The following is a 24,904-nucleotide window of genomic DNA, read 5'->3' on the forward strand; positions in this document are numbered from 1 at the left end:
GGAGGGCGCACGACATTGGCGGAGGGCCGGACCAACCGGCCCCCGCTACGCAAAATATAAGCGAACTGGGGTATCGAGTGAGACAGGCGAATTACATCAAGACACCGATTGCTGCACTGTTGGCCGCAACTGTCTTGAGCGGGTGCATGGGCGAAGACATCGTTTCCCGCGCTGGCAACCTACTAGGGACTAACGAAGAGATCGCAACGGACGCGCCGCAATCGACCGCCGCGCTTGAAGGTGAGCTTTCTAATGGCGAACGTTCCGAACTAATCGATGCACTCCTTAATCGCCGCTCTGTCATTTCCTCCGGACCTTACGCCCAAGTTTCTTCATCCGTATTGGCTGCAAACTCCCGCGCTGCCGAAGCCGAGCTTCGCGCAGCGATGTTGCGTGCTGAGGCGCGTGAGCTGAACTGGTTGCCAACGCTTGGCCCGACGATTTCCTTGAACTCCCTCGGGTCCATCGTTGCGAACTTGGTGGTTGAGCAAACTCTGTTTGATAACGGTGCCAAACGCTCTGAGCGTGAATTTGCCCGCGCTGACGTTGAAGTCGCGGCAGTGGCACTGGCCCAAGATACCAACGACCGTGTTTACCAAGCGCTTGATCTTTACCTGACTGCGCAAGCGTCCGAAGCCCGCGCGGCCGTGAATGAAGGCGGCATGGCCCGGATGGAGCGTTTTGAATACGTGATGTCCGAGCGTGTGAACGCGGGCATAAATGACCGCGCCGATCTACAGTTGGTGCAACAAAAGCTAACACAAATGCGTTCTGACGTTTTGGAAGACCGCGAAGCCGCATCTTCAGCGCGTGCAGAACTTGCAGCCATGTCCGCCACGTCTTTAGACGGTGTAAGCGGCATTGACACAATCAGCGATCCCGCTGGAACCTCCCAGCCGCTCGATGTGATGAAGGTTGAGGCCGAAGGCACACGCGGCATGGCCGAAGCGCGCGCGCTTCAGGCTGGCTATTCCCCGAGTGTATCCGCCACCGGTCTGATCGGAGAGGGCGGGGGCGCTGGCATTGATGTTGGTATCCCGAACGGCCTTGGTTTTGGTCGTCGTGCTGATATGGCGGCTATTGACGCAATGGGCCAAGCGGCTGAATTGCAAGTTGCAGAGCAACGCGAAGATAGTAATCGCGAAGTGGCGGCCATTGAGGGGCAAATCACATCCCTGCGTCGCCAGCAGTCCAATATCCAAACGATCATTTCGCAAGCCAATGACAACTACACACTGTTTGAAGAACAGTTGCGTGCCGGTCAGCGGACCGTGCCTGAGGTCGTCGGTGTGTTTCGCACCAAGTTGGATGCAGAACGCGACGCGGTTGCACTGCGCTATGATCTTGCCCGCCAAGAACTGAAGCTTGCCCGTATTTACGGTACATTGGTTGACGGAGAAGACATATGACCGGACCCGTCATCGCTTTTGATATCAACGCCACACGTGGCGGCAAAGTTACGCGCGTTTCCAAGGCTGAACCTGCTGAGGCCGCGAATACTGAGACACCGATGACTGAACCAAGTGTTGAAGCCTATTCTGCAGGTGCCGAAGATCGCTTTTCCGATAAGGCCAAGCTACGTGCTGATCTGGCTGCGACTTACGCGGGTTTGCTCGGTGTCGACATCGTACGCTCCGATTTACTAGAGGTCATGACCACGGAAAGTGGCGATGACATTACCCCGCACGCGATCGCAAAGGCACTGAACCAAGCTGGCCTTGTGACTGCGGTAACAACCGTGCGCAAACCGACGCCTGATCAATGGCCTGCCCTTGTTGAAATGACATCGGGCCATGTGTTGTTGGTGCTGGACCAGACTGATGACGCGGTAATCGTGTTTGACACAACCTGTCGCGACAACCGCGCAGAAGTGCCGATCAACGAATTCCTGCCGTACTTTAGCGGCCTCGTGTTGCGTGCGGATATGGCGATCGCCGATCTGTCCAAAAAGCACGCGCGCAAAGGCAAAAAGGCGCACTGGTTCTGGGGCGAGATGATGCAATTCCGCCGTCACATCGCGGAAGTTGCGCTCGGATCATTCGTTGCCAACCTTCTGGCTGTGGCTGTGGCACTGTTTTCTTTGCAGGTCTATGACCGCGTAATCCCACACCAGTCCACCGCGACGCTATGGGTTTTGGCGATTGGCGCCGGTTTGGCGATGTTGCTTGAAGCGGGCCTTCGCATTGCACGTGCCCGTCTTATGGACGGGGCAGGGCGCAAGATTGAATTGAAGGTGCAAAGCCTGCTGATGGATCGCTTGCTCGGCATGCGCCGCGGCAAAGAAGGCCAAACACCGTCTGGTTTGTTCTCCGCCGTGCGTGAATTCGGTTCTGTGCGCGAATTTTTCACAGCTTCCACTATTGGTACGCTGACCGATTTACCGTTCATCGTATTGTTCCTTGCACTTGTGGCCTCCATTGGTGGCAACGTGGTTTGGGTCTTGTTTGTTGGTGGTTTGTTGATGGTTTTGCCGTCCTTCTTCCTACAAAAGAAGATGATCGCGCTGACGCACCAAACACAGGGCGCATCGGCCAAGTCCAACAAGCTGCTTCACGAAGTGATCTATGAAGCCGACACAATCAAAGCGCAGCGTGGCGAAGACCGTTTCAAGCGTCTTTGGTCCGAACTGTCCGCCGTGTCTTCCCTTGCAACGTCCGAGCAACGCAAGCTCGCCAGCACCCTGACATTCTGGGCGCAGGGTGTGCAGCAGGCGACCTATGTGGCAGCCGTTGTTGCGGGTACCTTCATGGTGTTCACGGGTGAATTTACCGTTGGTACAATTATCGCCGTTGGTATTCTGACAAGCCGCACATTGGGTCCACTGACCCAACTTGCTGCGACGCTTGCACGTTGGTCCAACGTTAAGGCCGCTTTGGAAGCCTTGGGCGAAATCGCCGACGCTGAGCAAGACCAAGAAGAAGACCGTACCTATCTGCGCCGCGAAGAGATGAAGGGCGCGTTTGAGCTGCGCGACATCGCGTTTTGCTATAACGCAGACAGCGGTCAGAACCTCGACATTCCGGGCCTAAAGATCGAAGCGGGCCAGCGCATTGCTGTGCTTGGCTCCAACGGGTCAGGCAAGTCCACAATGCTTAAGCTGTTGTCCGGCATCTACCGCCCGACAAAGGGGCGCGTTTTGATTGACGGCGTTGACATGGGCCAAGTGATGCCGCGCGATCTGCGCCGTTCCATCGGCTACCTCTCCCAAGAAGTGCGTCTGTTCTCTGGCACGCTTCGCGAAAACCTGAACCTGACTTTGCTGGAACGCGATGATGATCGCCTGTTGGCGTCGCTCGATTTTGCGGGCCTCGGCCCATTCGTGCGCAACCACCCTAAGGGTCTCGATCTTGAAATCTCTGATGGTGGGGAAGGCCTTTCTGTTGGCCAGCGCCAATCAATCGGTTGGGCGCGCTTGTGGCTGCAAGACCCCAAGGTTTGCCTGCTGGACGAACCTACTGCGGCACTGGACCAAACGCTTGAAGCCACGATCGTGAGTCGCTTGGACACGTGGCTGGAAGGGCGCACCGCGATCATCGCGACGCACCGTGTGCCAATCCTTGAACTCACAACACGTACCGTGATCCTGCAAAATGGCCGCTTGGCTGTGGACGGCCCGCGCCAAGAGGTGCTGGCGCATCTGCAAAAGAATAATAAGAAAGCGACCGCGTAATGGTAACGTTTAATGACGAGTTTGAAGCACGTACCAAAGGCCCAAGCCTGCTGATCTGGTTGATCGGCTTGACGGTACTGCTCTTTATCCTTTGGGCAAAGTTCGCGGCGATTGATGAAATTGTGCGTGCGAACGGCAATGTCGTGTCCTCGTCCCGTCCGCAGATCATTCAAAACCTTGAAGGCGGCATTTTGGCTGAACTGCTGGTCGCCGAAGGTGATGAAGTTGAACCGGGCGATGTATTGGCCCGCTTGCGTGGTACACAGTTTGAAACCTCTGTGACGGACTTGCGCGAGCAAGTGATCGCCGCTGAAATCCGTCGCTTGCGTCTTGAGGCCGAAATCGACGGCATGTTCGACTTTGAAGTGCCAGAAGCCATCGCATCGTTCAGCCCAGAAATGGTGACGTCCGAGCGTGCGCTGTTGAACGCGCGCCAGTCCGACTATGTTAGCCGCACAGACGGCGCACAGGCGATTGTCACAGAAACGCGCCGCGAACTTGGCGTGATGGAAGACCTGTATAATCGCGACATCGCAGCCTTGATCGAGGTGACCCGCGCCCGCAAAGCTAATTCCGACGCGCTGAATACGTACAATGAAATCGTGACACGGTCTGAACTGGAACGCGCATCTGAGTATTCTGATGTTTTGTCTGCCCTCGCGACCCTGCGCCAAGACTTGCGCGGCGCGGAAGACCGTATGGACCGCACCGTGATCACCAGCCCAATGCGCGGAATCGTGAACAGTTTGGCTGTGACAACCATCGGCGGCGTTATTCGCCCCGGTGAAGAGATTTTCCAGATTATTCCTCTGGACGATGAGCTGTTCGTTGAGGCCGAAGTGTCGCCCTCCAACATCGCCAACGTCATCCCCGGCCAAGCAGCTACGATTAAGCTCAGCGCCTATGACTACACTATCTACGGCGCACTGACGGGCGAAGTTCAGCTGATTTCTGCTGATACATTTGAAGACGAACGCGATCCGAACGCGCCACCGCACTACCGCGTGACATTGCGTGTGGACACCACCGACCTTGGTGAGCGTCAGTCCCAGATCGAAATTCGTCCTGGTATGCAGGCGGACGTCGAACTTCACACCGGATCAAAGACCGTTTTGCAATATCTCACCAAGCCGCTGTACCGTTCTCAGGAAGCGCTTCGCGAACCTTAGGATAATTGGTTAACGCTTGGTTGTAATTCTGTGCGGGAATGCTTTTATCTTTCCCCTAACCAAAGCGTTCAGGTGCTCTTGTAGCCCCCCGATTGCAGCACTAAGGTTTGGGTAACAAAATTCCCGTACACGGGCGCCGCACGCGTCCCAATTCTAAGGCAGAGCATATGCACGATCCCGTCGAAACATACATGAACCTCGTTCCTATGGTTGTTGAACAGACCAGCCGTGGCGAACGCGCCTATGACATTTTCTCGCGTTTGCTGAAAGAACGCATCATTTTCGTAAACGGCCCCGTTCACGACGGCATGAGCCAACTGATCGTGGCGCAGCTTTTGCACCTTGAGGCCGAGAACCCGAAAAAAGAAATCTCAATGTACATCAACAGCCCTGGTGGCGCTGTGCATTCCGGCATGAGCATCTATGACACCATGCAATACATCCGCCCGAAGGTGTCCACGCTGATTTGCGGCATGGCAGCATCAATGGGTTCTATCATTGCTGTTGGCGGCGAAAAGGGCATGCGTTTCTCGCTTCCGAACTCTGAAATCATGGTGCACCAGCCTTCTGGTGGCGCACAGGGTAAGGCGTCTGACATTCTGATTTCCGCCAAGCACATCGAGCAAACACGTGAGCGGATGTACAAGCTGTACAACAAGCACACTGGCCAGACCAAAAAAGAGGTCGAAAAGATGCTTGATCGCGATAGCTGGATGACACCAGAAGAAGCCAAAGACTGGGGCCACATCGACGAGATCGTTGAAAGCCGCGGCAAGGCTGCTGACGAAGAGTAAACACACGACGTTTTGGCGTTGTGGACCATTTCGGGCTGCCGTAGGATACGGACCAAAGCAGCCCGAAACACACTTATCGGCCCCATATTTTTAAGCGGGTAAAAGGAAATCGACATGGCAACGGCGTCCAGCGGTGATAGCAAAAACACCCTTTACTGCAGCTTTTGCGGCAAAAGTCAGCATGAAGTTCGCAAACTGATTGCAGGACCAACGGTCTTCATCTGTGATGAATGCGTTGAGTTGTGCATGGACATCATTCGCGAAGAAACCAAGTCGGCCGGCCTTAAAGCCTCCGAAGGGGTGCCAACGCCGCTTGAGATTTGTCAGGTGCTTGACGACTACGTAATCGGCCAAGCCCACGCCAAGCGCGTTTTGTCTGTGGCGGTTCACAACCACTACAAACGCCTGAACCACGCTGAAAAGTCCGAGATTGAGTTGGCGAAATCCAACATCATGCTGATCGGGCCAACGGGTTGCGGTAAAACACTTCTGGCCCAAACATTGGCACGTATTCTGGATGTGCCGTTCACAATGGCTGATGCCACTACGCTGACCGAAGCAGGTTATGTGGGTGAAGACGTCGAAAACATCATCCTCAAGCTGTTGCAGGCGTCTGATTACAACGTTGAACGCGCACAGCGCGGCATCGTCTACATTGATGAAGTCGACAAAATCACTCGCAAATCCGACAACCCATCCATCACACGTGATGTTTCGGGTGAGGGCGTGCAGCAAGCACTTTTGAAAATCATGGAAGGCACCGTTGCCTCCGTTCCTCCGCAGGGTGGTCGTAAGCACCCACAGCAGGAATTCCTGCAAGTGGATACAACAAACATCTTATTCGTTTGTGGCGGCGCGTTTGCGGGCCTCGACAAGATCATCGCGCAGCGCGGCAAAGGCGCTGGCATGGGTTTTGGTGCAGAAGTACGCGGTCCTGATGATCGTGGCGTCGGCGAAATCTTCAACGATCTCGAACCAGAAGATTTGCTGAAGTTCGGTCTTATCCCTGAATTTGTTGGCCGTTTGCCGGTTATCGCGACGCTCGAAGACCTTGATGAGGATGCGCTAGTCACGATCCTATCCAAGCCAAAGAACGCGTTGGTCAAACAATACCAACGCCTGTTCGAACTTGAAGATGTGCAGCTAACGTTCACCGACGACGCGCTTACAGCAATCGCTAAACGCGCGATTGAACGCAAAACTGGTGCGCGTGGCCTTCGCTCTATCATGGAAGACATCCTGCTCGACACGATGTTTGAAATGCCAGGCTTGGAGACTGTGACCGAAGTGGTCGTGAACGAAGAGGCCGTTGGCCCCGACGTACAACCGCTGATGATCCACGATGAGAGCAAGAAAAAGGCCGAGCCGGCGTCTGCAGGTTAACCGAATGACGATCAAACGCATCCATTCTGGCGGTCCCTTTGAGGAAAAGATCGGCTACTGCCGCGCCGTTGTCGCGGGCGGGTTTGTTCACATTGCGGGAACTGTTTGCGGGTTTGACGAAGACGCTGGCACGGAAACCACTGACGTCGCAGTTCAAACCAAAGGTATTCTCAAGATCATTGGTTCCGCATTGGCAGAGGCGGGTGTCGGGTTTGAGGACATCGTTCGGGTGAATTACTATTTGCCAGATCGCGCTGAGTTTGAGGCGTGTTGGCCGCAGCTTCGTGAAGCATTCGGTGCAAATCCTCCAGCGGCGACAATGATTGAATGCGGTTTGATTGACCCTAGGTTCCGTATCGAAATCGAAGTCACTGCATTAGCGGGTTAACGCGCAAGCACGCAATCGCGCCACTGGACCTCGCCGCAATAATCGGGCATCACGGGGCCAAGCAAAACCGGAGCCAAGCCAATGGGCGTTTTCAACTTTATCAAACGTATTTTCACATGGTGGGACGGGCAAACGCTCGGCACGCAGCTGTGGACATGGCGCAAGGGTAAAAAGGTTGGCGAAGACGAACTCGGCAACATCTATTACACCGATGCAAAAGGCGAACGTCGTTGGGTTATCTACAACGGCGAAGTGGAAGGTTCCCGCGTAAGCCCTGATTGGCACGGCTGGCTGCACCACACGTTTGACGAAATGCCGGGCGATAAGCCATTGGCCCACAAGTCTTGGGAAAAACCGCACCTTGAGAACCTGACAGGGACAGCGGCAGCCTATGCGCCTGCTGGTTCCTTGCGTCGAGCTGAACCTGCGTCACGCGCGGATTATGAAGCGTGGACACCGGAATAAACGATGCGTGAAAACACCACAGAGGTCGTTGTCGGGGCCGCCGTTCTTGCGGCGGCTTTGGGCTTTTTGTGGTTCATTGTCAGCGCGACGGGGCTTAGTGGTGGTACCGCAGGCATGGAACTTAAGGCGAATTTCCGTTCTGCAGAAGGTGTCAGTGTTGGCACCGATATCCGCCTTGCTGGTGTTTCCGTTGGAACCGTCAGTCAACTTGACCTGAACGGCGAAACCTACCGCGCAGAAGCTGTGTTTTCGATTGATGAAGGTATCGCCATTCCTGACGACAGCGCGGCTGTTGTCGCCTCTGAGGGGCTTTTGGGTGGAACATTTGTTGAGCTTGTACCGGGCGGATCATTTGAGATGTTCGCAGATGGCGGGCTTATCCAAGACACCCAAGGTGCTGTAAGCCTAATTCAACTACTTATGAAGTTCGTTGGCGGGGAAGAAGCATGAAGGCCCTCCTGACAGCGTTGGCACTGGTTCTTGCGACCCCAGCGGTTGCACAGCAAGCAACGACTGCGCCGGGTGGGACGTTGCGGGTTCTCGATAAGATCACAGGCTCTACGCACGATATGGAGTTTAGGAATGGCCAGACACAGTCGCTTGGCCTTTTGGCGATCACGATGTCCGAATGCCGATATCCCAGTGGCAACAGGTCGGGTGACGCATATGCTTTGCTTACGATTGTATATGGGAATGCGGCGGATCCGGTGTTTCGTGGCTGGATGATCGCATCCGCACCAGCGATCAATGCGCTGGACCACCCGCGCTATGATGTCTGGGCGTTGCGCTGTAGCAGCGAATAAGGGTCAGGGACCTCGCCCTGTCGATCAAACCCTGCACCTAAGACCAGCGCGTCATCTAACATCTTTCGATAGTCAGCCCTTGGAATTTCAAGCCCGCCCAAGCTGGCCAGATGCGGTGTGATAAACTGGGTGTCAAACAATGCAAATCCACCAACATTTAACCTGTCCACCAAATAAACGAGGGCCACTTTGGATGCGTCCGTACGAGTGCTAAACATGCTTTCCCCAAAGAACGCGCCGCCAAGGGTGATGCCGAATACCCCACCGACAAGGACGTCGCCATCCCATACCTCAACAGATCGGGCCATACGTGCCAAATGAAGCTGCCCATAAAGCGTGGTGAGCATGTCGTTGATCCAAGTCTCGTCGCGATCGGCACAGCCCGCGACAACACCGTTGAAATCAACGTCAAAAGTAACTTTGAAGCGTTCTGATCGGATCGCTTTCGCTAGCGAGCGAGATATATGAAACCCATCAAGCGGCAAAACCCCGCGTTGGCGCGGGTCGACCCAGAACAGTTCAGGATCGTCGCGATGTTCGGACATCGGAAAAACCCCGCCAGCATAGGCAGCAAGTAGATTTTCTGGTGTCAATGTTGTCGTCATAGCGCCCCTTTGCACCTAATGGTTGTTGCATGATCGGTCGCGCCCGTAAATAATTGGCGACAACTTAGTAGGGGTAAGTCATTGGGTTTTTTCGATTTCATCGCGGACCTGCCGCATTATGAAGACCACACGTCACCAGTACCTCGAATGAACAAGCGATATGAAGCGCTGATTGACCCTTTTGTGGATGAAATCAGCGGTGCGAAGGTGCTGGATCTTGCCTCACATGACGGGCGTTGGTGTTATGCCTTTGCCGGTGCAGGCGCACGTTCAGTCGTTGGAATTGAAGGTCGTCAAGAGATGGTGGACAAGTTTGGTGATTACCCAGACGCGAACCTGAGGGCCAAGGTCGAAATGCGCGTTGGTGATCTGTATGAAGGAATGGAGGACGCCGTCAAAAACGGTGAAACCTATGATGTTATTGGCGTTTTCGGGATATTGTATCACGTCATGGACCACTTTCGACTATTCCAACTTGCACGAAAGCTGCAGCCCAAGCTGATCCTTGTCGACAGCGAGTTCATGCTGCGCTCTGGTCCGATTATGTTGCTAAAGACTGAACGCACGTCCAATGTCCTGAACGCCATTCCGCAATTTGAGGGCCAAGAACGCGCCATCAAAGCTGTGCCAAGTTTTGTCGCGATGGAACACATCGCGGACGCGCTGGGATATAAGACTGAGTGGGTGGATTGGGACGCCCGCGCCAAAGATGATCGGCGCGGGGTCTCTGATTACTATCGCGAAAAGGAAATGCGGCGCGGAACTTGCGCGCTGCGTCCTATCGCTTAGGTAAGGTTCTCTTCAAGCCAATGCTCGAGCCAGTGGATGTTGTAATCCCCTGTTAACACAGCATCTTCTTGCAGCAATGCATGGAACAGCGGCACGGTTGTGTCCACGCCGTCCACGATCAATTCACCCAAAGCGCGCGCAAGGCGTGCCAAGGCTTCGGGGCGATCGCGGCCATGCACGATCAGTTTCCCAATCAAGCTGTCGTAGTAGGGCGGTATCGAATAGCCGTCGTAAAGCGCTGAATCCATCCGCACACCAAGACCACCCGGCGCATGAAACTGCGTGATCCGGCCTGGGCAGGGCGAGAAGTTCGGCAGTTTCTCGGCGTTGATGCGAACCTCAATCGCGTGACCGCGAATTTTCAGGTCTTCCTGTGTGAACGACATGGGTTCGCCAGCCGCCACAAGGATCTGTTCACGCACGAGGTCTTGGTCGAAAATCGCTTCTGTCACAGGGTGTTCGACCTGCAGACGGGTGTTCATTTCGATGAAGTAGAATTCGCCGTTCTCGTACAGGAATTCAATCGTACCAGCGCCGATGTAGTTGATATTGGCACAGGCATCCGCACAAATCTTACCGATCTTCGCGCGTTCTTCTGGAGTGATCGACGGGCCAGGGGCCTCCTCGAAGACCTTCTGGTGACGACGCTGCAGGGAACAATCGCGTTCGCCCAAATGCACAGCCTTGCCTTTACCGTCGCCGAACACCTGAATTTCGATGTGGCGCGGCGTGGTGAGGTACTTTTCAATGTAAACGTCAGGATTGCCGAAGTTCGACTTGCCCTCAGCACGCGCGGTTTGAAACGCGGATTTTATTTCGTCCGCGGAATTGGCGACTTTCATGCCCTTACCACCACCACCAGCCGTGGCTTTGATGATGACAGGGTAGCCGAATTCTTCGCCGATCTTCAGCGCGTCTTCAACGGTATCAACACCGCCTTCAGACCCTGGAACACACGGAACGCCAAGGGCTTTCATGGTGTCTTTGGCTGTGATTTTGTCGCCCATTGTGCGGATGTGTTCGGCTGTTGGGCCAATGAACGTCAGGCCGTGGTCTTCAACGATCTGCACGAATTGGGCGTTTTCGGACAAGAACCCATATCCAGGGTGAATAGCCTGCGCACCGGTGATTTCGCAGGCGGAAATCAGCGCCGGAAAGCTAAGGTAGCTTTGCGGAGACGGGGCAGGGCCGATGCAAACGGATTCATCCGCCATGCGCACATGCATGGCGTCTGCGTCGGCGGTGGAATGGACCGCAACGGACTTGATGCCCATTTCACGGCAAGCACGAATCACGCGCAGTGCAATTTCACCACGGTTCGCAATAAGGATTTTGTCAAACATGGCGGCGGCCTATTCGACGATCATCAACGGGGCGCCGAATTCAACGGGCGCACCATCTTCGACCAACAAACGCTTAACCGTGCCAGATTTAGGCGCTGGGATGTGGTTCATGGTTTTCATCGCCTCGATGATCAACAGCGTGTCACCTTCAGAAACCGTGTCGCCGACCTTAACAAAGGCATCGGCGTCTGGTTCAGGGGACATATAAACTGTTCCGACCATCGGGGATGTTACGGCTCCGGGCAGGCTGGCAGGGTCAGCGCTTGCCTCAGCCGTAGGGGCAGCTGCGGCAGCGGCAGGCGCTGCGGCGGCAACGGGTGCAGCAGCAGGCGCAGCGGCGGCCACTTGGGTCACGACTTGCGCGGGTTGTTGGCGGCTTACGCGCACGTTCAATGCGTCGTTTTCGCCGTATTCGCGTTTAACCTGCAATTCTGTCAGATCATTTTCGCGCAGCAGTTCTGCCAGTGCTTGAATAAAGCTGACATCTGAGTCGTGAGGCGTTTTTTTAGTCATTTTTCCCTCGGCGGTTGCCTGTCTTATAGCTCGTTTGCACAGGTTTAGCGCAAACGCTTCGTAAGTCCTACACCAAGGTTGCGAGGGTGGGAAGCGGGCGCTGCTTGGAAAATGACGTTAGGGAATTTGAGGCGCTATTCGCTTGATGTATCGGGAAGGGGGCCTTGCTGGGGCGTTTCAAGTTTTTCAGGCAGCATAATGATCCCGTAAGGTTTCAATGTGCGTTGTGCCGCAGATGCGCCGGTCGTGTCGAACTTTGGTTCAGCTTCGTCGTCTGGAAGGGATGCTTTGCTCACCAAACCAGTCTGTGATGGGCTCGCGGGGATCGGCAGCGGCACCTCAGGTGTTGGGTCGGTGGATGTTGCTTTGGCATCCGCGGGCGCTTGCCCATCTGCTTGTGCCTGGGGAGGTGCCGTCTGTTGTACCGAAGGCGCAGACACCTGACTTGCAGCTGTTGTGTTCTGAAATTCCATCTCAAGCTCCTGTTGCTAGAACGGAACCCCCACCAAGGATTGACCTAACGCGAGAAGTCTTAAGGAAGTATTGAATAGAACATTTGAGCTAACTTGCTCATAAAAAGTGCCGCGCTGACGGATCAACGCGGCACTTTATTCTAGTTTTTTGCGCCTTAGCTGCCGTTCATGCGGTTTTCGATCAAATCATCAACCACCGACGGGTCCGCAAGGGTCGATGTATCGCCCAATGCACCGAAATCATCCTCGGCAATCTTGCGCAGAATACGGCGCATGATCTTACCTGAGCGTGTTTTCGGCAGGCCCGGTGCCCACTGAATAAGGTCAGGCTTGGCGATTGGGCCGATCTCGGCACGAACCCACTTTTCAAGCTCCTTGCGCAGCTCATCTGACGGTTCTTGGTTATTCATCAATGTGACGTAGGCGTAGATACCTTGGCCTTTGATGTCATGTGGGTAGCCCACAACCGCGGCTTCAGCGACAGCGACATGTGCCACAAGTGCGGATTCGACTTCGGCGGTGCCCATACGGTGGCCAGAGACGTTAATCACGTCATCTACGCGGCCAGTAACCCAGTAGTCACCGTCTTCATCGCGTTTGCAGCCATCACCAGAGAAGTAGTAGCCAGCATAATCACCGAAGTAGGTTTTCTCGAAACGCTCGTGGTCGCCGTAAATGGTACGCATCTGACCTGGCCAGCTGTCGCCAATGCAGAGAACACCTTCGACATCGTTTCCATGAACGACATCGCCCGATTGCGGATCCAGCACGACAGGTTTGACGCCGAAGAACGGCTGCTGCGCTGCACCCGGTTTCAGAGTTGTTGCGCCAGGCAGGGGTGTCAGCATGTGACCACCCGTTTCCGTTTGCCAGAACGTATCAACGATTGGGCAATTTCCTTTGCCGACGACGTCGTTGTACCAGTTCCAAGCTTCAGGGTTGATCGGTTCACCAACAGAGCCGAGCAAGCGAAGGTCTGACAAGTCGTGCTTTTCGACCCATTCGTTGCCAGCACCCATTAGTGCACGGATTGCAGTTGGCGCTGTGTAGAATTGGTTGACCTTGTGCTTTGCACAGACTTCCCAGAAGCGACCTGCGTCAGGGTAGGTTGGCACGCCTTCAAACATGATCGTTGTCGCGCCGTTGGCCAATGGACCATAGACGATGTAGCTGTGGCCTGTGACCCAACCAACATCAGCGGTACACCAGAACACATCGCCATCATGATAATCGAATGTGTATTGATGGGTCATGGACGCATAAACGAGGTAGCCACCAGTTGTGTGGACGACGCCCTTAGGTTGGCCAGTTGAACCAGATGTGTAGAGAATGAACAGCGGATCTTCGGCGTTCATTTCTTGTGGCTTTTGGTAGTCGTCCGCTTCAAGCAACATATCGTTGTAGTTATAGTCGCGATCCGTCCAAGTGGTCTGTTCGCCTGTGCGTTTGACCACGAGGCATTTGACGCTTTCTTTGCAGTGCAGCAGGGCCGCATCCGCGTTTGATTTCAAAGGGGTAGAGCGGCCGCCGCGTGGGGCATGGTCGGCTGTAATGACCACTTTGGCGTCAGATCCATTGATCCGCGCACCCAGAGCATCCGCAGAGAACCCAGCGAAAACGATGGAGTGGATCGCGCCGATACGCGCGCAAGCCAGCATCGCATAGGCAGCTTCAGGGATCATCGGGAGATAAAGAACAACGCGGTCGCCCTTAGAAACACCCAGTGATTGAAGAATGTTGGCCATTTTACAAACGTGAACCTGCAGCTCAGCGTACGTGATGTGCATGGATTCGGTTGTGTTTGGATCGTCCGGTTCCCAGATGATCGCCGTTTGGTCGCCGCGTGTTTCAACATGACGATCCACACAGTTGGCAGACACGTTCAGCGTGCCGTCTTCAAACCATTTGATGTCCACATTACCAGGCTCGAAGGATGTGTTTTTAACCTTTGTGTAAGGCTTGATCCAATCGACGCGCTTGCCGTGCTCTCCCCAGAACGTATCCGGATCATTGATGCTCTGCTCATACATCGGGCCATAGTTTTCGGCAGTGATGTGAGCGTTGGCAATGGTTTTGGCGGAAGGGGGGTAGGTCTTTGGCATGGGGGCATCCCTCGTTTGGGTTGGGGTCTGATGCGGCAACTATGTTGTCGCTTGGTTCACGTCTGGAACCGGATCAGCCCGAAAGTGGTATAAAGAGTAGGGCAGGGGCCGTTAGGCCCCCGCTAAAATATCAGATCGCGAGGTACTTTGAACGCAGAGCCTCGTCTTCGAGAACCTCAGTCGCGGAACCGTCGTAGACGACCTTACCGATGTCAAGTATCACAGCGCGGTCTGCAAGCTTAAGCGCGGCAACCGCGTTTTGCTCAACGATGATGGTCGTGATGCCTTGGTCGCGGATCAATTGCAATGTTTTCGCGATTTCCTGAACGATAACAGGCGCCAGACCTTCATAGGGCTCGTCCAGAAGCAGGATTTTGATGTCCCGGCAAAGGGCGCGGGCGATGGCCAACATCTGCTGCTCACCACCAGAAAGCGTGACGCCTTCTTGGTTACGGCGTTCTTTCAAGCGCGGGAACAATTCGTATACGCGCTCGATAGACCAACCATGTGGCGGTGCGATCTGTGCGAGCTTGAGGTTTTCTTCAACCGTCAGGCCAGGAATGATCGAACGATCTTCCGGCACGAGCTGAATACCAGCCTGTGATGCCTGCCAAGCCTTCATTTCGTGAACTGGCTTGTGGTCGAGCCAAATTTCACCGTGGTTCAGCTGTGGGTCATCCATGCGGGCGAGGGCACGCAGAGTGGATGTTTTACCAGCACCGTTACGTCCCAGAAGCGCGAGGATTTCGCCTTCGTGGATGTCAAAGCTAACGCCCTGAACGATGTAGCTTTCGCCGTAGTAGGCTTCCATGTTCCAAACTGACAAGAACTTGGTAGACGTGGCCGCCATGTTGCGGTTCTTGTCGAATTTGCTGTCGGTCTCGAGGTGTTCAACGTGTGTCATATGATATTCCTTAGACCTGAGCTTCGCCGAGGTACGCTTCACGTACTTTCGGGTGGCCTTTGATGTTGTCAGGCGTGTCTTCGACCAGCGGCATACCCTGCGCAAGCACGGTGATGCGGTCAGCAAGCGAGAACACAACGTTCATGTCGTGCTCGATGATTGCCATTGTCAGTCCGCGTTCCTTGCGGATGGTCTTGAGCAACTCGATGGTGTTTTCCGTGTCAGCACGGGCCATACCAGCGGTTGGTTCATCTAGAAGCAGAAGGCGAGGTTCTTGCACCAAGCACATCGCCATCTCAAGGCGACGCTTATCACCACGTGACATGGACGATGCAGTCATCTCACGCTTATCAAGCATGTTGACTTCGGCCAGCATCGATTCCGCTTTTTCGATCATGTCCTTCTCATGACGCACGCTTTCGATGGCGTGCATCCGAAAGGCCCCGTCGCGCTTTGCGAAACATGGGATAAGCATGTTTTCCATCACGGTCAGGTCAGCGAAGATTTCCGGTGTTTGGAACACGCGCGAAATGCCCATCTGGTTGATCTCGTGTGGCTGACGACCCAGAACGGATTGGCCATCGAAAACGACCGAACCGGAGTCTGGGATCAACTTGCCAACCAGCACGTTGAGGAGGGTGGATTTACCGGCCCCGTTCGGGCCGATAATTGCGTGGCAGGTGTTTTCTACCACATCGAGGTTTACGTCGCCCAAAGCTTGCAGGCCACCGAAGCGTTTATTGACGCCTTTGACTGAGAGTATTGCCATTGTTTGTCTCCTTATTCCGCAGAAGTGCTTGCGGAGTTGTCGGTGGTGTCAGTTGTCTTCTTCTTACGACCAAAGCGTGCAGAGACGCGCTGTGCGCCTTCAACAAGGCCGCCTGGCAGGAAGATAACAACAAGCATGAAAACGATACCAAGGGTGAAGTGCCACTGCTTGCCTACGAAGATGTAAGCAAATTCAACGACTACGTCTTCCAAGCCATCAGGGAGCATCGCGAACCACTGGTGCAGAACGTCTTTGTTGATCTTGGACAGGATGTTTTCCATGTACTTGATCGAACCAGCACCAAGGACGGGGCCAATCAACGTACCGGCACCACCGAGAATGGTCATGATTACGATTTCACCAGACGCGGTCCAGAACATACGCTCAGGTCCAACTTGGGTATCCATTGCAACCATCAGGCCACCAGCAAGACCAGCATACATGCCAGAGATGACAAAGGCGTACAGTGTGTAAACTTTAGGTGTCAGGCCCGTGTAGTTCATGCGGTTTTGGTTAGACTTAACCGCACGAAGCATGATGCCGAATGGGCTGCGGAAGATGCGGATCGACAGGTAGAAGGCGACGATCATGGCGAATGCCGCGATGTAGTAGCCAAGGTTGAATGTGAACACCCAGTTGCCGATGCCCAGCTCGAACGAGTTGCCCATCTCGGCGCCAAACAAGTTTGCGCGTCCGATGCTGCCATCCGTTGGGCCACCAATCAGCGGGTTGTCTGTGTTCTTGATCTGCAGACCTGTTTCACCACCAGTGATCGGTGTCAAAACAGAGTAGGCCATCGCGAAGGACATCTGAGCAAACGCAAGCGTCAGGATCGAGAAGTAGATACCAGAGCGTCGCAAAGAGATCTTGCCAATAGCCCAAGCAAATACACCACCGACTATGATCGCAAACAAAATGGCCGGGATAACGTTCAGTGTGAACAGTTTCAGTGACCAGATCGCAGCGTAGGAACCCACACCCAGAAAGGCGGCGTGACCAAAGCTGAGGTAGCCAGTAAGGCCAAACAGGATGTTAAAGCCGATTGCGAGGATCCCGAAGATTACGAAACGCTGCATCAAGTCGGGGTAACCCGCGTTGAACTGCGCCATCGCGGAACCTTCAGGGAAGGGGTTTAGGATGAAAGGGGCAAAGATAACCAACCCGATAACGACGAGAAACAGTGTCGTGTCTTTGGCTGCCAATCCGAACATGCCACCCTTTGAGGAGCTGGCCGGAGCGGCAATTGGTGTCTGTGTTGTTTGATCGGTCATGATTAGTCCTCCATCACGCCTTTGCGACCCATCAAGCCACGAGGGCGGATCAGCAGGATCGCGATTGCGACCACGTAAATGATAATTTGGTTGATGCCTGGCAGCAGGTTAACGACACCTGGCATAGACGCGAAGCTTTCGATGATACCGAGCACGAAGCCGGCTAAAACAGCACCAGGCAAAGAGCCCATACCGCCAACAACAACAACAACGAAGCTAAGAACCAACCAGTCCATACCCATCGTGTAGGCAGGGGAAACGATTGGCGCGTACATCACGCCGGCAATACCGGCCACGGCGGCAGCAAGGCCGAACATGAACGTAAAGCGCTTGTCGATGTCGATGCCCAGCAAGCCAACCGTTTCACGGTCAGCCATACCTGCGCGAACAACCATACCGAAGGTTGTGAACTGCAAGAAGGCGAAGACGGCTGCGATAATCGAAGCGGAGAAGAAGAAGTATACCAAGCGCCACATCGGGTAGACGATTGCGTTCGGTCCGTAGCCAAGCCAGACGCCGAAATCCACACGACCAGAAAGCGCTTCTGGGGCAGGGGTCTGAATTGGGTTCGCACCAAAGTAGTACTTGATGACTTCGCCCATAACGATCGCAAGACCGAAGGTCACAAGGATCTGGTCAGCGTGTGGGCGTTTGTAGAAGTGTTTGATCAAACCGCGTTCCATGACGAAACCAATCAGGATCATTACCGGAATAGAGACCAAAATGGCGAGCGGAACGGCCCAATCCATAATCGCAGCACCTGCGGCCTCGCCAAACCAATCCTGCATGTAGAACACATCCACTTCGAGAGGATTACCGAGGAAGTCAGTGCGCGTTTCGTCAACAACCTTGTGGGATGAAGACAAAATTTTGGATGTAACAACGGCGCAGAAGGCGCCCATCATGAACAGCGCACCGTGTGCGAAGTTCACAACGCCAAGCGTGCCGAAGATGAGGGTCAAACCAAGGGCAATCAACGCATAAGCGGACCCCTTGTCTAGACCGTTGAGAATTTGAACGATGATCTGGTCCATGGACGTGGCCTCGGTTCGGGGAAATAGGAAATGTGAGTAGGGGGTGCAGCAGTGGGGGTGGACGCGCAGCCAAGGCCGCGCGTCCGGATTGTTTTACAAAGTCGCTTACGCGCCGTTGTTACACTCACCGAGAGTGGCTTCTGCGCCGCCCATCTGTGGGTGTGCTGGATCGTACATAACCTGATCAACAGGTGTAACTTCCACAACTTCGAGAAGGTCGAACTCGGACTCTGGGTTCTCTTTACCCTTCACGACGAGAACGTCTTTGAAGCACTGGTGGTCGTCGCCACGGTAAAGTGTCTTACCGTTGCCCAAACCGTCGAATTCATAGTCTTCGAGAGCTTCAGCAACCGCACAAGGTGCGAAAGAGCCAGCACGTGTAACAGCATCCGCATACAGAAGTGTCTGAACGTATGTTGTGTGTGCAGCCTGGGATGGTGGGAAGCCGTACTTCGTACCGAAGGAACGAACGAACGCCTGAGAACCTTCATCCTGCAAGGACCAGTGCCAGTTTGTGGAACCGAAGATGCCCTTAACGTTTTCGCCCGCACCACGCGCCATGAGGCGGGAGTACAGTGGAACAACGATTTCGAAGTTCTGGCCGTTTGCCTGAGCTTCGCGCAGACCGAACTGAACAGCGGATGTCAAAGAGTTGATCATGTTGCCGCCGTAGTGGTTCAGAACCAGAACGTCAGCACCGGAGTTCAAAACCGGAGCAACGTAGGAAGAGAAGTCAGTCTGTGTAAGAGGTGTCTTAACAGAGTTAACAGTTTCCCAACCCATGGCTTCTGTGGAGGCACGGATGGCTTCCTCAGTTGTGTAGCCCCAGTTGTAGTCAGCTGTCAGGTGGTATGCCTTACGGTCTGTACCGTACTGAGCTGCAAGAACAGGCGCGAGAGCCGCACCAGTCATGTAAGAGTTGAAGAAGTGACGGAAACCGTTGGCCTTCTTGTCCTTACCAGTTGTGTCGTTGGAGTGCGTAAGGCCAGCCATGAAGATGACGCCAGCTTCTTGACACAGAGCCTGAACAGCAACAGCCACACCGGAGGATGAACCACCAGTAATCATGATTGCGCCGTCTTTTTCGATCATGGAACGTGCAGAAGCGCGCGCCGCGTCGGATTTGGTCTGTGTGTCACCAGTTACGTACTTAACTTCGCGACCCAAGATGCCTGTACCGTCCAGAACTTTGGAAGAGAACGTGTTCAGCATGCCGCCGTCGCCGCCACCGTTCAGGTGCTCGACTGCCAGCTCATAAGCGCGCAGTTCGTCTGCACCCTCATCAGCGTATGGGCCTGTCTGTGGAACGTTGAAACCAAGTACGACTTCAGAGTCGCCTGGAGCGTTGGTAAAGCCAGCGTGGCCATCAGCGCGCAGATAAGTTGGCAGTGTCAGGCCAGCACCAGCAACGGCACCAGTCTTCAGTACACCACGACGTGTAAAGTTTGATTTGGACATTTAATCCTCCCTAGAGTGATACAGCGATCTTACGACCTTGGGCCTCCCGCCCGGCTGCACATGCTTTTAGTAGCCTGCTTAATAGACGGGCATTTTGAAAACTTGACAATAAGGTCTCGGGTTAATTGCAAAGTTTTGTAAAGACATCGACGCGGCAAAGCAGTAAGTTGTAAATAAATTATCTACACACTGCAGAAACATTATGAATTTGCTTAGGAAAATTTAATGCCGGATAGGGTTTTGACGGGGACTAGAGCGCGTAATCGCAGGCTTGATTTGGGGTTGCGTCAGGCAACTGTCGCTAAAGTTGTGGGGATTTCAGGGTCCTATTTGAACCTGATTGAACACAACCGCCGCAGAATCGGCGGAAAATTGTTAACTGATCTCGCACGTGTACTAGAAATCGATGCAGCCCTTCTTTCTGACGATACCACGGACGCCATTTTGTTGCCGATCAAAGAAGCTGCAGCGGCATTCCCTGAAGCGATCGTAGAGGATGCCCGCGCGGAAGAACTGGTGTCCCGCTTTCCGGGATGGGCGGCCTTGGTCGCCGCACAGCGTCGCCGTATCGCGCAACTTGAAGAACGTACTGAAGCGCTCAGCAACAGGTTGGCCCATGACAGCCAAATCGCCAATTCACTGCATGAAGTTATCTCAACTGCGACGGCGATCCGATCAACGGCGAGCATTCTTGCCGAAACACCGGATCTGGATCGCGAATGGCAAGCCCGCTTTCACACCAACATCGACACGGACTCGGCGCGGTTGGCCCAAAGTAGTCAGGCATTGTTGGGGTTCTTGGATATGGAGATGGAGGCAGGTGATACCGAAACTGAATCCGCGATGGAGCAGGTGGAAGCAAAGATGGCGGAGTCCTCATTTTACTTTGCCGGTATTGATAAGGGGGAAGAACCGGATTTTGGTGATGTGGGTGATCCAGCGGCACAGTTGATTTTGCAAGATTGGGCCAGCCTCGCCAGAAAAGACGCCGAACGCTTACCACTTGATGCCTTCAGTCAAGCCGCCCACGCAACGGCACATGATCCAGCCCGCTTAGCTGCAAGGTTTGATGTGCCGCTAGATATGGTCTTTCGGCGGCTCGCGCATTTGCCAAGCGACAAGGACCATCCGTTGATGGGGTTGGCCGTTTGTGATGCGGCTGGCGTGGTAACGTTTCAAAAGCCGGTGTTGGACTTCCGCCTTCCACGGTCTGGCGCAGCTTGTCCGCTCTGGCCGCTTTATCAGGCGTTGACCCAACCGGGTAGGGCGATACGTCGCGTTGTGCGTCTTCCTGGCGCAGCGCATACGCCTTTTGAATGCTTCGCGATTGCAACGCCTGTTGGTGATGCGTCCTTTTCATCAGAGCCACGCGTGATAGCAACAATGCTGGTGCGTCCGGCACGAAATGAAGAGCTTCCCGATGTTGTCGGGCCGGGGTGTCGTGTGTGTACCGTGAAAGAGTGTTCCAGCCGCAGGCATCCGAGCCTTGTCTAGTACCGCGAGTCTTTGACTTCGCGGTAAGTTAACGCGATAGTTAAACTGTCCGGTCTAGGGGGGAGCTTAGAGCGTGACATTTCAGACCTTTGGGAGGGTATGACAATATGGGCCAACGTGTCCTTCTTATCGAAGATGAACCAAACATTATCGAAGCGGTCAGCTATATCCTGAGTAAGGATGGCTGGACGGTTCATACGCATTCTGACGGTGAAACGGCGATGGAAAAGGTGATGCAAGGCGTCCCTGATCTGATTATTCTCGATGTGATGCTGCCTGGACGATCGGGCTATGACATTCTTCGTGACCTGAAGGCCCAAGAAACAACGGCGGATGTTCCTGTCATGATGCTCACGGCGAGGGGCCAAGCCAAAGATCGCGAAATGGCGATTGATCTTGGGGCGACGCGGTTCATGACGAAACCATTCTCAAATGCCGAAGTGCTGGAAAGCGTTCGCGCACTGGTCACGCCGTAACGCGGTGGGGACAGCGATATGAGCAAACCCAAACGTACCGAATTCCTCGAGCGCAGCAGCTATCGCCAACGTCGCATCCGTGACGGTGCACGCCTCTTGCCAATCATTGCGTTGGTGTTGATGGTCTTGCCGTTGATGTGGCCGCGCAACGCACCTGAGCAAAGTCTGACAAGCAGTGGAATTATATATATTTTTTTCCTTTGGATGCTGTTGATCGTATGCGCATACGCGTTGTCGCGTGTGTTACGTCTCAGCGATCCGGTTCGTGACGAAGAGGCGCGCACGCCGCGTGGCGGCGAATGATTTCGTTTAACCTGCTAGTCTTTGTGTCACTGGCTTATGTGGCGTTTTTGTTTTTGGTGGCCTTTGCCGCTGAACGCCGCGCTGCGCAGGGCAAAACCGGATGGCTGCGGTCCTCTACAATCTACACACTGTCGCTGAGCATCTATTGCACCGCGTGGACATTTTACGGCGCGGTTGGATATGCCGCGCGATCTGGCCTTGAATACCTGACGATCTACCTTGGGCCGACGTTGGTGATGATTGGGTGGTGGTGGCTGGTGCGCAAATTGGTGCGCATCGGACGCACGCAACGCCTTACGTCTATCGCTGACCTGATTTCGTCCCGATACGGCAAGTCGACGGTGTTGGGCGTTATGGTAACAGTCCTCGCGATTGTCGGAACGACACCTTATATTGCTCTGCAACTTCAATCTGTTACGCAATCCATCGGAGTTTTTGCGGCCAGCAGTGGTGAAACATGGCTACCACGCGACCTGAATAGCGCGGCAATGTGGGTCGCGGTGGGGCTGGCGGTGTTCACGGTCGCATTTGGTACGCGAAATCTAGACGCCCATGAACGTCACCACGGGATCGTTCTGGCCATCGCTGTTGAGGCCGTGGTGAAGCTGTTTGCGCTTTTGGCGGTTGGTATTTTCGTCGTCTGGGGCATCGCCGGCGGGGTCGGGCCGACACTGGACCTTATCGATGCGTCAGCACAATCACAGTGGCGGCCGATTTCAGGGCGCTGGATCGGTCTAATTTTCGTCTCTGCCGGTGCATTCCTTTGTTTGCCGCGGATGTTTCAAGTTTTGGTCGTTGAAAACTCTGACGAACGCGCGCTGGGCACCGCAAGCTGGGCATTTCCGGCCTATCTGTTGTTGATGAGCCTGTTTGTCGTGCCGATCGCCGTCGTCGGGCTTGATCTGATGCCAGAAGGCGCGAACCCTGACTTGTTCGTGGTGACACTGCCCCTTAGCGAGGGGCGGCAGGGCCTTGCGATCTTGTCTTTCCTTGGCGGCTTTTCATCTGCGACATCCATGGTGATCGTAGCGACTTTGGCCTTGGCGACGATGGTGTCCAACCACATCATTGTACCGAGCTGGTTGAACGCCCGCACGCCGGGGGCGGTGGTGTCAGGTGACGTGCGGCGCGTGGTCGTGATCTCACGGCGTATTTCCATTGGGATGATCTTGGCGTTTGGCTACATTTACTTCCGCTTGTCTGGGGGCGGCACGGCATTGGCGGTTATCGGGCTCGTGTCCTTTATGGGCGTTGTGCAGGTGCTGCCTGCGATGATTGGCGGCGTATTTTGGCGCGGGGCCAATCGATGGGGGGCAGGTGCTGGTCTTTTGGTCGGGTTTACAGTCTGGGCATGGACCAGTTTCTTGCCGAGCTTCGGGGTTGATGCTGCGATTTCCCAATCCGTATTCGAGAACGGGCCATTCGGGATCGGCTGGCTTCGCCCACAGGCACTGTTTGGCGTCACTGGGATGGACCCGTTCGTGCACGCGTTGTTCTGGTCGATATTCCTGAACACCACCTCGTTTATGGTGGTTTCCATCCTGACATTCCCGAACCCGTTGGAACGTTTGCAGGGGGCGCAATTTGTGAATGTGTTTGATTATTCAAGCGGTGCGCGCACGTGGTCACAATCGGCGGCACAAGCCGAAGACCTGTTGGTCATGGCGCAGCGTATCCTTGGTGGATCCGTAGCGCAGGAAACATTTAGGGCAGAAGCAAAATCTCAAGGTAAAGTCGGGTTCTTGCCGGATGTGACACCTGATTTTATTGGACGCTTAGAGCGTGAATTATCCGGTTCCGTCGGCGCGGCCACGGCACACGCGATGATCGGTCAGTTGACCGAAGGTACGATGGTGTCCGTTGAAGACCTTATTGCGGTGGCGGATGAAACCGCGCAAATCATGGAATATTCCAACGAATTGGAAGCCAAAAGCGCTGAGCAAGAACGTACCGCACGCGCCCTTCTTGAGGCCAATGAAATGTTGACGGCGCTGTCGATCCAGAAGGATGCGTTCCTAAGCCAGATCAGCCACGAACTGCGCACGCCAATGACGTCGATCCGATCATTTTCGGATATTTTGCGAGACGGCGAAGTTGAGGACGATGCGCGTAAACGCTTTGCAGGAATTATACACGAAGAATCCAACCGCTTGACCCGTTTGCTGGATGACTTGCTGGACCTTGGTGTTCTGGAAAGCGGGCAGGTGCAGTTGAATTTGGGGCAGGGCAGTTTGGCGGACGTATTGGACCGCGCGGTGATTGCGTCCGGCGCGGATACTGGGAAGCTCAAGATCATGCGCAAGCCTGCAAACGAGGCTGTTGTCGTGAACACCGATCTAGACCGACTGGCGCAGGTGTTCATTAATCTCATCAGCAATGCCGCAAAATACTGCACGTCGGAAACGCCACAGTTGCGGATCATTGTACGTGAAATCGGGGGCGAAACGGTTGTCGATTTTTGCGACAATGGCGAAGGCATCCCAAACGAGAGCCAATCCATGATTTTCGAGAAATTCTCGCGGCTTGAAGACGAAGGAAAGGCGGGGGGCGCGGGTCTAGGGCTTGCGATTTGCCGTCAAATTATGGGCGCGCTTGGGGGGGATGTTACGTACCTTCCAGGCCAAGGCGGTGCAGCGTTTCGGGTGACGCTGCCACAAACGCAAGCCTTGGCGGCACAATAGTGAAAACTTTGTTGTGT

General features: G+C 54.6%; 24 protein-coding genes and 1 pseudogene. 14 read left to right on the forward strand and 11 right to left on the reverse strand.

All coding sequences use genetic code 11. The features are described 5' to 3' along the window. Positions 1–77 precede the first annotated feature (77 nt). The 9 genes from OSB_RS05750 to OSB_RS05790 all read left to right on the forward strand — a co-directional run bounded on the left by OSB_RS05750 (position 78) and on the right by OSB_RS05790 (position 8,672). Positions 78–1,409 (forward strand): TolC family protein, encoded by a 1,332-nt coding sequence (locus OSB_RS05750; protein WP_049834088.1) that lies wholly within the window; start codon positions 78–80, stop codon positions 1,407–1,409. Continuing rightward, positions 1,406–3,670: an ATP-binding cassette domain-containing protein gene (locus OSB_RS05755; protein ID WP_049834089.1), complete on the forward strand. Its 2,265-nt coding sequence runs from the start codon at positions 1,406–1,408 to the stop codon at positions 3,668–3,670. Before OSB_RS05750 ends, OSB_RS05755 begins: the two co-directional genes overlap by 4 nt. Further along, on the forward strand, positions 3,670–4,839 hold the full coding sequence (locus tag OSB_RS05760; RefSeq protein ID WP_049834090.1) for a beta-barrel domain-containing protein: 1,170 nt from the start codon (positions 3,670–3,672) through the stop codon (positions 4,837–4,839). Before OSB_RS05755 ends, OSB_RS05760 begins: the two co-directional genes overlap by 1 nt. A 167-nt stretch (positions 4,840–5,006) precedes the next feature. Continuing rightward, positions 5,007–5,633 (forward strand): ATP-dependent Clp protease proteolytic subunit, encoded by a 627-nt coding sequence (locus OSB_RS05765; protein WP_049834091.1) that lies wholly within the window; start codon positions 5,007–5,009, stop codon positions 5,631–5,633. A 114-nt stretch (positions 5,634–5,747) separates the two neighbouring features. Then, on the forward strand, positions 5,748–7,016 hold the full coding sequence (gene clpX / locus OSB_RS05770) for an ATP-dependent Clp protease ATP-binding subunit ClpX (protein ID WP_049834092.1): 1,269 nt from the start codon (positions 5,748–5,750) through the stop codon (positions 7,014–7,016). Between the two features lie 4 nt (positions 7,017–7,020). Then, the gene (locus OSB_RS05775; protein ID WP_049834093.1) at positions 7,021–7,404 is read left to right on the forward strand and encodes a RidA family protein; all 384 of its coding nucleotides are present in this window, start codon (positions 7,021–7,023) and stop codon (positions 7,402–7,404) included. Between the two features lie 81 nt (positions 7,405–7,485). After that, positions 7,486–7,869 (forward strand): NADH:ubiquinone oxidoreductase subunit NDUFA12, encoded by a 384-nt coding sequence (locus OSB_RS05780; RefSeq protein WP_049834094.1) that lies wholly within the window; start codon positions 7,486–7,488, stop codon positions 7,867–7,869. Positions 7,870–7,872: 3 nt separating this feature from the next. Continuing rightward, on the forward strand, positions 7,873–8,319 hold the full coding sequence (gene mlaD, locus OSB_RS05785) for an outer membrane lipid asymmetry maintenance protein MlaD (protein ID WP_049834095.1): 447 nt from the start codon (positions 7,873–7,875) through the stop codon (positions 8,317–8,319). Beyond that, positions 8,316–8,672 carry a DUF2155 domain-containing protein gene (locus OSB_RS05790; protein ID WP_049834096.1) on the forward strand — a complete coding sequence of 119 codons (357 nt, stop codon included), beginning with the start codon at positions 8,316–8,318 and terminating at the stop codon, positions 8,670–8,672. The genes mlaD and OSB_RS05790 overlap by 4 nt, the downstream gene beginning before the upstream one ends. Here the strand turns inward: OSB_RS05790 and aat are convergent. Further along, entirely contained in the window at positions 8,636–9,277 is a 642-nt protein-coding gene (aat, locus tag OSB_RS05795) for a leucyl/phenylalanyl-tRNA--protein transferase (protein WP_049834097.1), read from the reverse strand. The genes OSB_RS05790 and aat overlap by 37 nt on opposite strands. Positions 9,278–9,358: 81 nt before the next feature. Between aat and OSB_RS05800 the strand changes: the two genes are divergently transcribed. Beyond that, a complete protein-coding gene (locus OSB_RS05800; protein WP_049834098.1) occupies positions 9,359–10,066 on the forward strand; it encodes a class I SAM-dependent methyltransferase in 708 nt (235 codons plus the stop codon). On the opposite strand, the gene accC is transcribed toward OSB_RS05800, so the two are convergent. The 10 genes and pseudogenes from accC to OSB_RS05845 form a co-directional block, all read right to left on the reverse strand. Further along, positions 10,063–11,409: an acetyl-CoA carboxylase biotin carboxylase subunit gene (gene accC / locus OSB_RS05805; protein WP_049834099.1), complete on the reverse strand. Its 1,347-nt coding sequence runs from the start codon at positions 11,407–11,409 to the stop codon at positions 10,063–10,065. The genes OSB_RS05800 and accC overlap by 4 nt on opposite strands. 9 nt (positions 11,410–11,418) lie before the next feature. After that, a complete protein-coding gene (accB, locus tag OSB_RS05810) occupies positions 11,419–11,922 on the reverse strand; it encodes an acetyl-CoA carboxylase biotin carboxyl carrier protein (protein ID WP_049834100.1) in 504 nt (167 codons plus the stop codon). A gap of 134 nt (positions 11,923–12,056) precedes the next feature. Continuing rightward, the gene (locus tag OSB_RS05815) at positions 12,057–12,395 is read right to left on the reverse strand and encodes a hypothetical protein (RefSeq protein WP_049834101.1); all 339 of its coding nucleotides are present in this window, start codon (positions 12,393–12,395) and stop codon (positions 12,057–12,059) included. A gap of 155 nt (positions 12,396–12,550) precedes the next feature. After that, on the reverse strand, positions 12,551–14,497 hold the full coding sequence (gene acs, locus OSB_RS05820; protein WP_049834102.1) for an acetate--CoA ligase: 1,947 nt from the start codon (positions 14,495–14,497) through the stop codon (positions 12,551–12,553). A gap of 130 nt (positions 14,498–14,627) precedes the next feature. Next, positions 14,628–15,401, reverse strand: coding sequence for an ABC transporter ATP-binding protein (locus tag OSB_RS05825; RefSeq protein ID WP_049834103.1), 774 nt, complete (start codon positions 15,399–15,401; stop codon positions 14,628–14,630). 10 nt (positions 15,402–15,411) lie between these two features. After that, entirely contained in the window at positions 15,412–15,636 is a 225-nt protein-coding gene (locus OSB_RS17010) for an ABC transporter ATP-binding protein C-terminal domain-containing protein (RefSeq protein ID WP_412457892.1), read from the reverse strand. Between the two features lie 15 nt (positions 15,637–15,651). Further along, a pseudogene (locus tag OSB_RS05830) lies at positions 15,652–16,170 on the reverse strand (ABC transporter ATP-binding protein); the annotation flags it as partial. A gap of 11 nt (positions 16,171–16,181) precedes the next feature. After that, positions 16,182–17,381, reverse strand: a complete 1,200-nt coding sequence (locus tag OSB_RS05835) for a branched-chain amino acid ABC transporter permease (protein WP_049836065.1) — start codon at positions 17,379–17,381, stop codon at positions 16,182–16,184. 62 nt (positions 17,382–17,443) lie between these two features. Beyond that, positions 17,444–18,475 (reverse strand): branched-chain amino acid ABC transporter permease, encoded by a 1,032-nt coding sequence (locus OSB_RS05840; protein WP_049834105.1) that lies wholly within the window; start codon positions 18,473–18,475, stop codon positions 17,444–17,446. A 105-nt stretch (positions 18,476–18,580) separates the two neighbouring features. Further along, positions 18,581–19,933: a substrate-binding protein gene (locus OSB_RS05845; RefSeq protein ID WP_049834106.1), complete on the reverse strand. Its 1,353-nt coding sequence runs from the start codon at positions 19,931–19,933 to the stop codon at positions 18,581–18,583. A gap of 225 nt (positions 19,934–20,158) precedes the next feature. Here OSB_RS05845 and OSB_RS05850 point away from each other — a divergent pair, with 225 nt between their 5' ends. From OSB_RS05850 to OSB_RS05865, 4 genes are all read left to right on the forward strand, one after another. Next, entirely contained in the window at positions 20,159–21,427 is a 1,269-nt protein-coding gene (locus tag OSB_RS05850; RefSeq protein ID WP_049834107.1) for an XRE family transcriptional regulator, read from the forward strand. A 107-nt stretch (positions 21,428–21,534) separates the two neighbouring features. Beyond that, the gene (locus OSB_RS05855; RefSeq protein ID WP_049834108.1) at positions 21,535–21,903 is read left to right on the forward strand and encodes a response regulator transcription factor; all 369 of its coding nucleotides are present in this window, start codon (positions 21,535–21,537) and stop codon (positions 21,901–21,903) included. Positions 21,904–21,921: 18 nt separating this feature from the next. Further along, complete coding sequence (locus OSB_RS05860) at positions 21,922–22,206, forward strand: hypothetical protein (RefSeq protein WP_049834109.1); 285 nt, start codon at positions 21,922–21,924, stop codon at positions 22,204–22,206. Next, positions 22,203–24,887, forward strand: coding sequence for an ATP-binding protein (locus OSB_RS05865; protein ID WP_049834110.1), 2,685 nt, complete (start codon positions 22,203–22,205; stop codon positions 24,885–24,887). The genes OSB_RS05860 and OSB_RS05865 overlap by 4 nt, the downstream gene beginning before the upstream one ends. Positions 24,888–24,904 lie beyond the last annotated feature (17 nt).

It is taken from the genome of Octadecabacter temperatus, from assembly GCF_001187845.1.
Classification (GTDB): domain Bacteria; phylum Pseudomonadota; class Alphaproteobacteria; order Rhodobacterales; family Rhodobacteraceae; genus Octadecabacter; species Octadecabacter temperatus.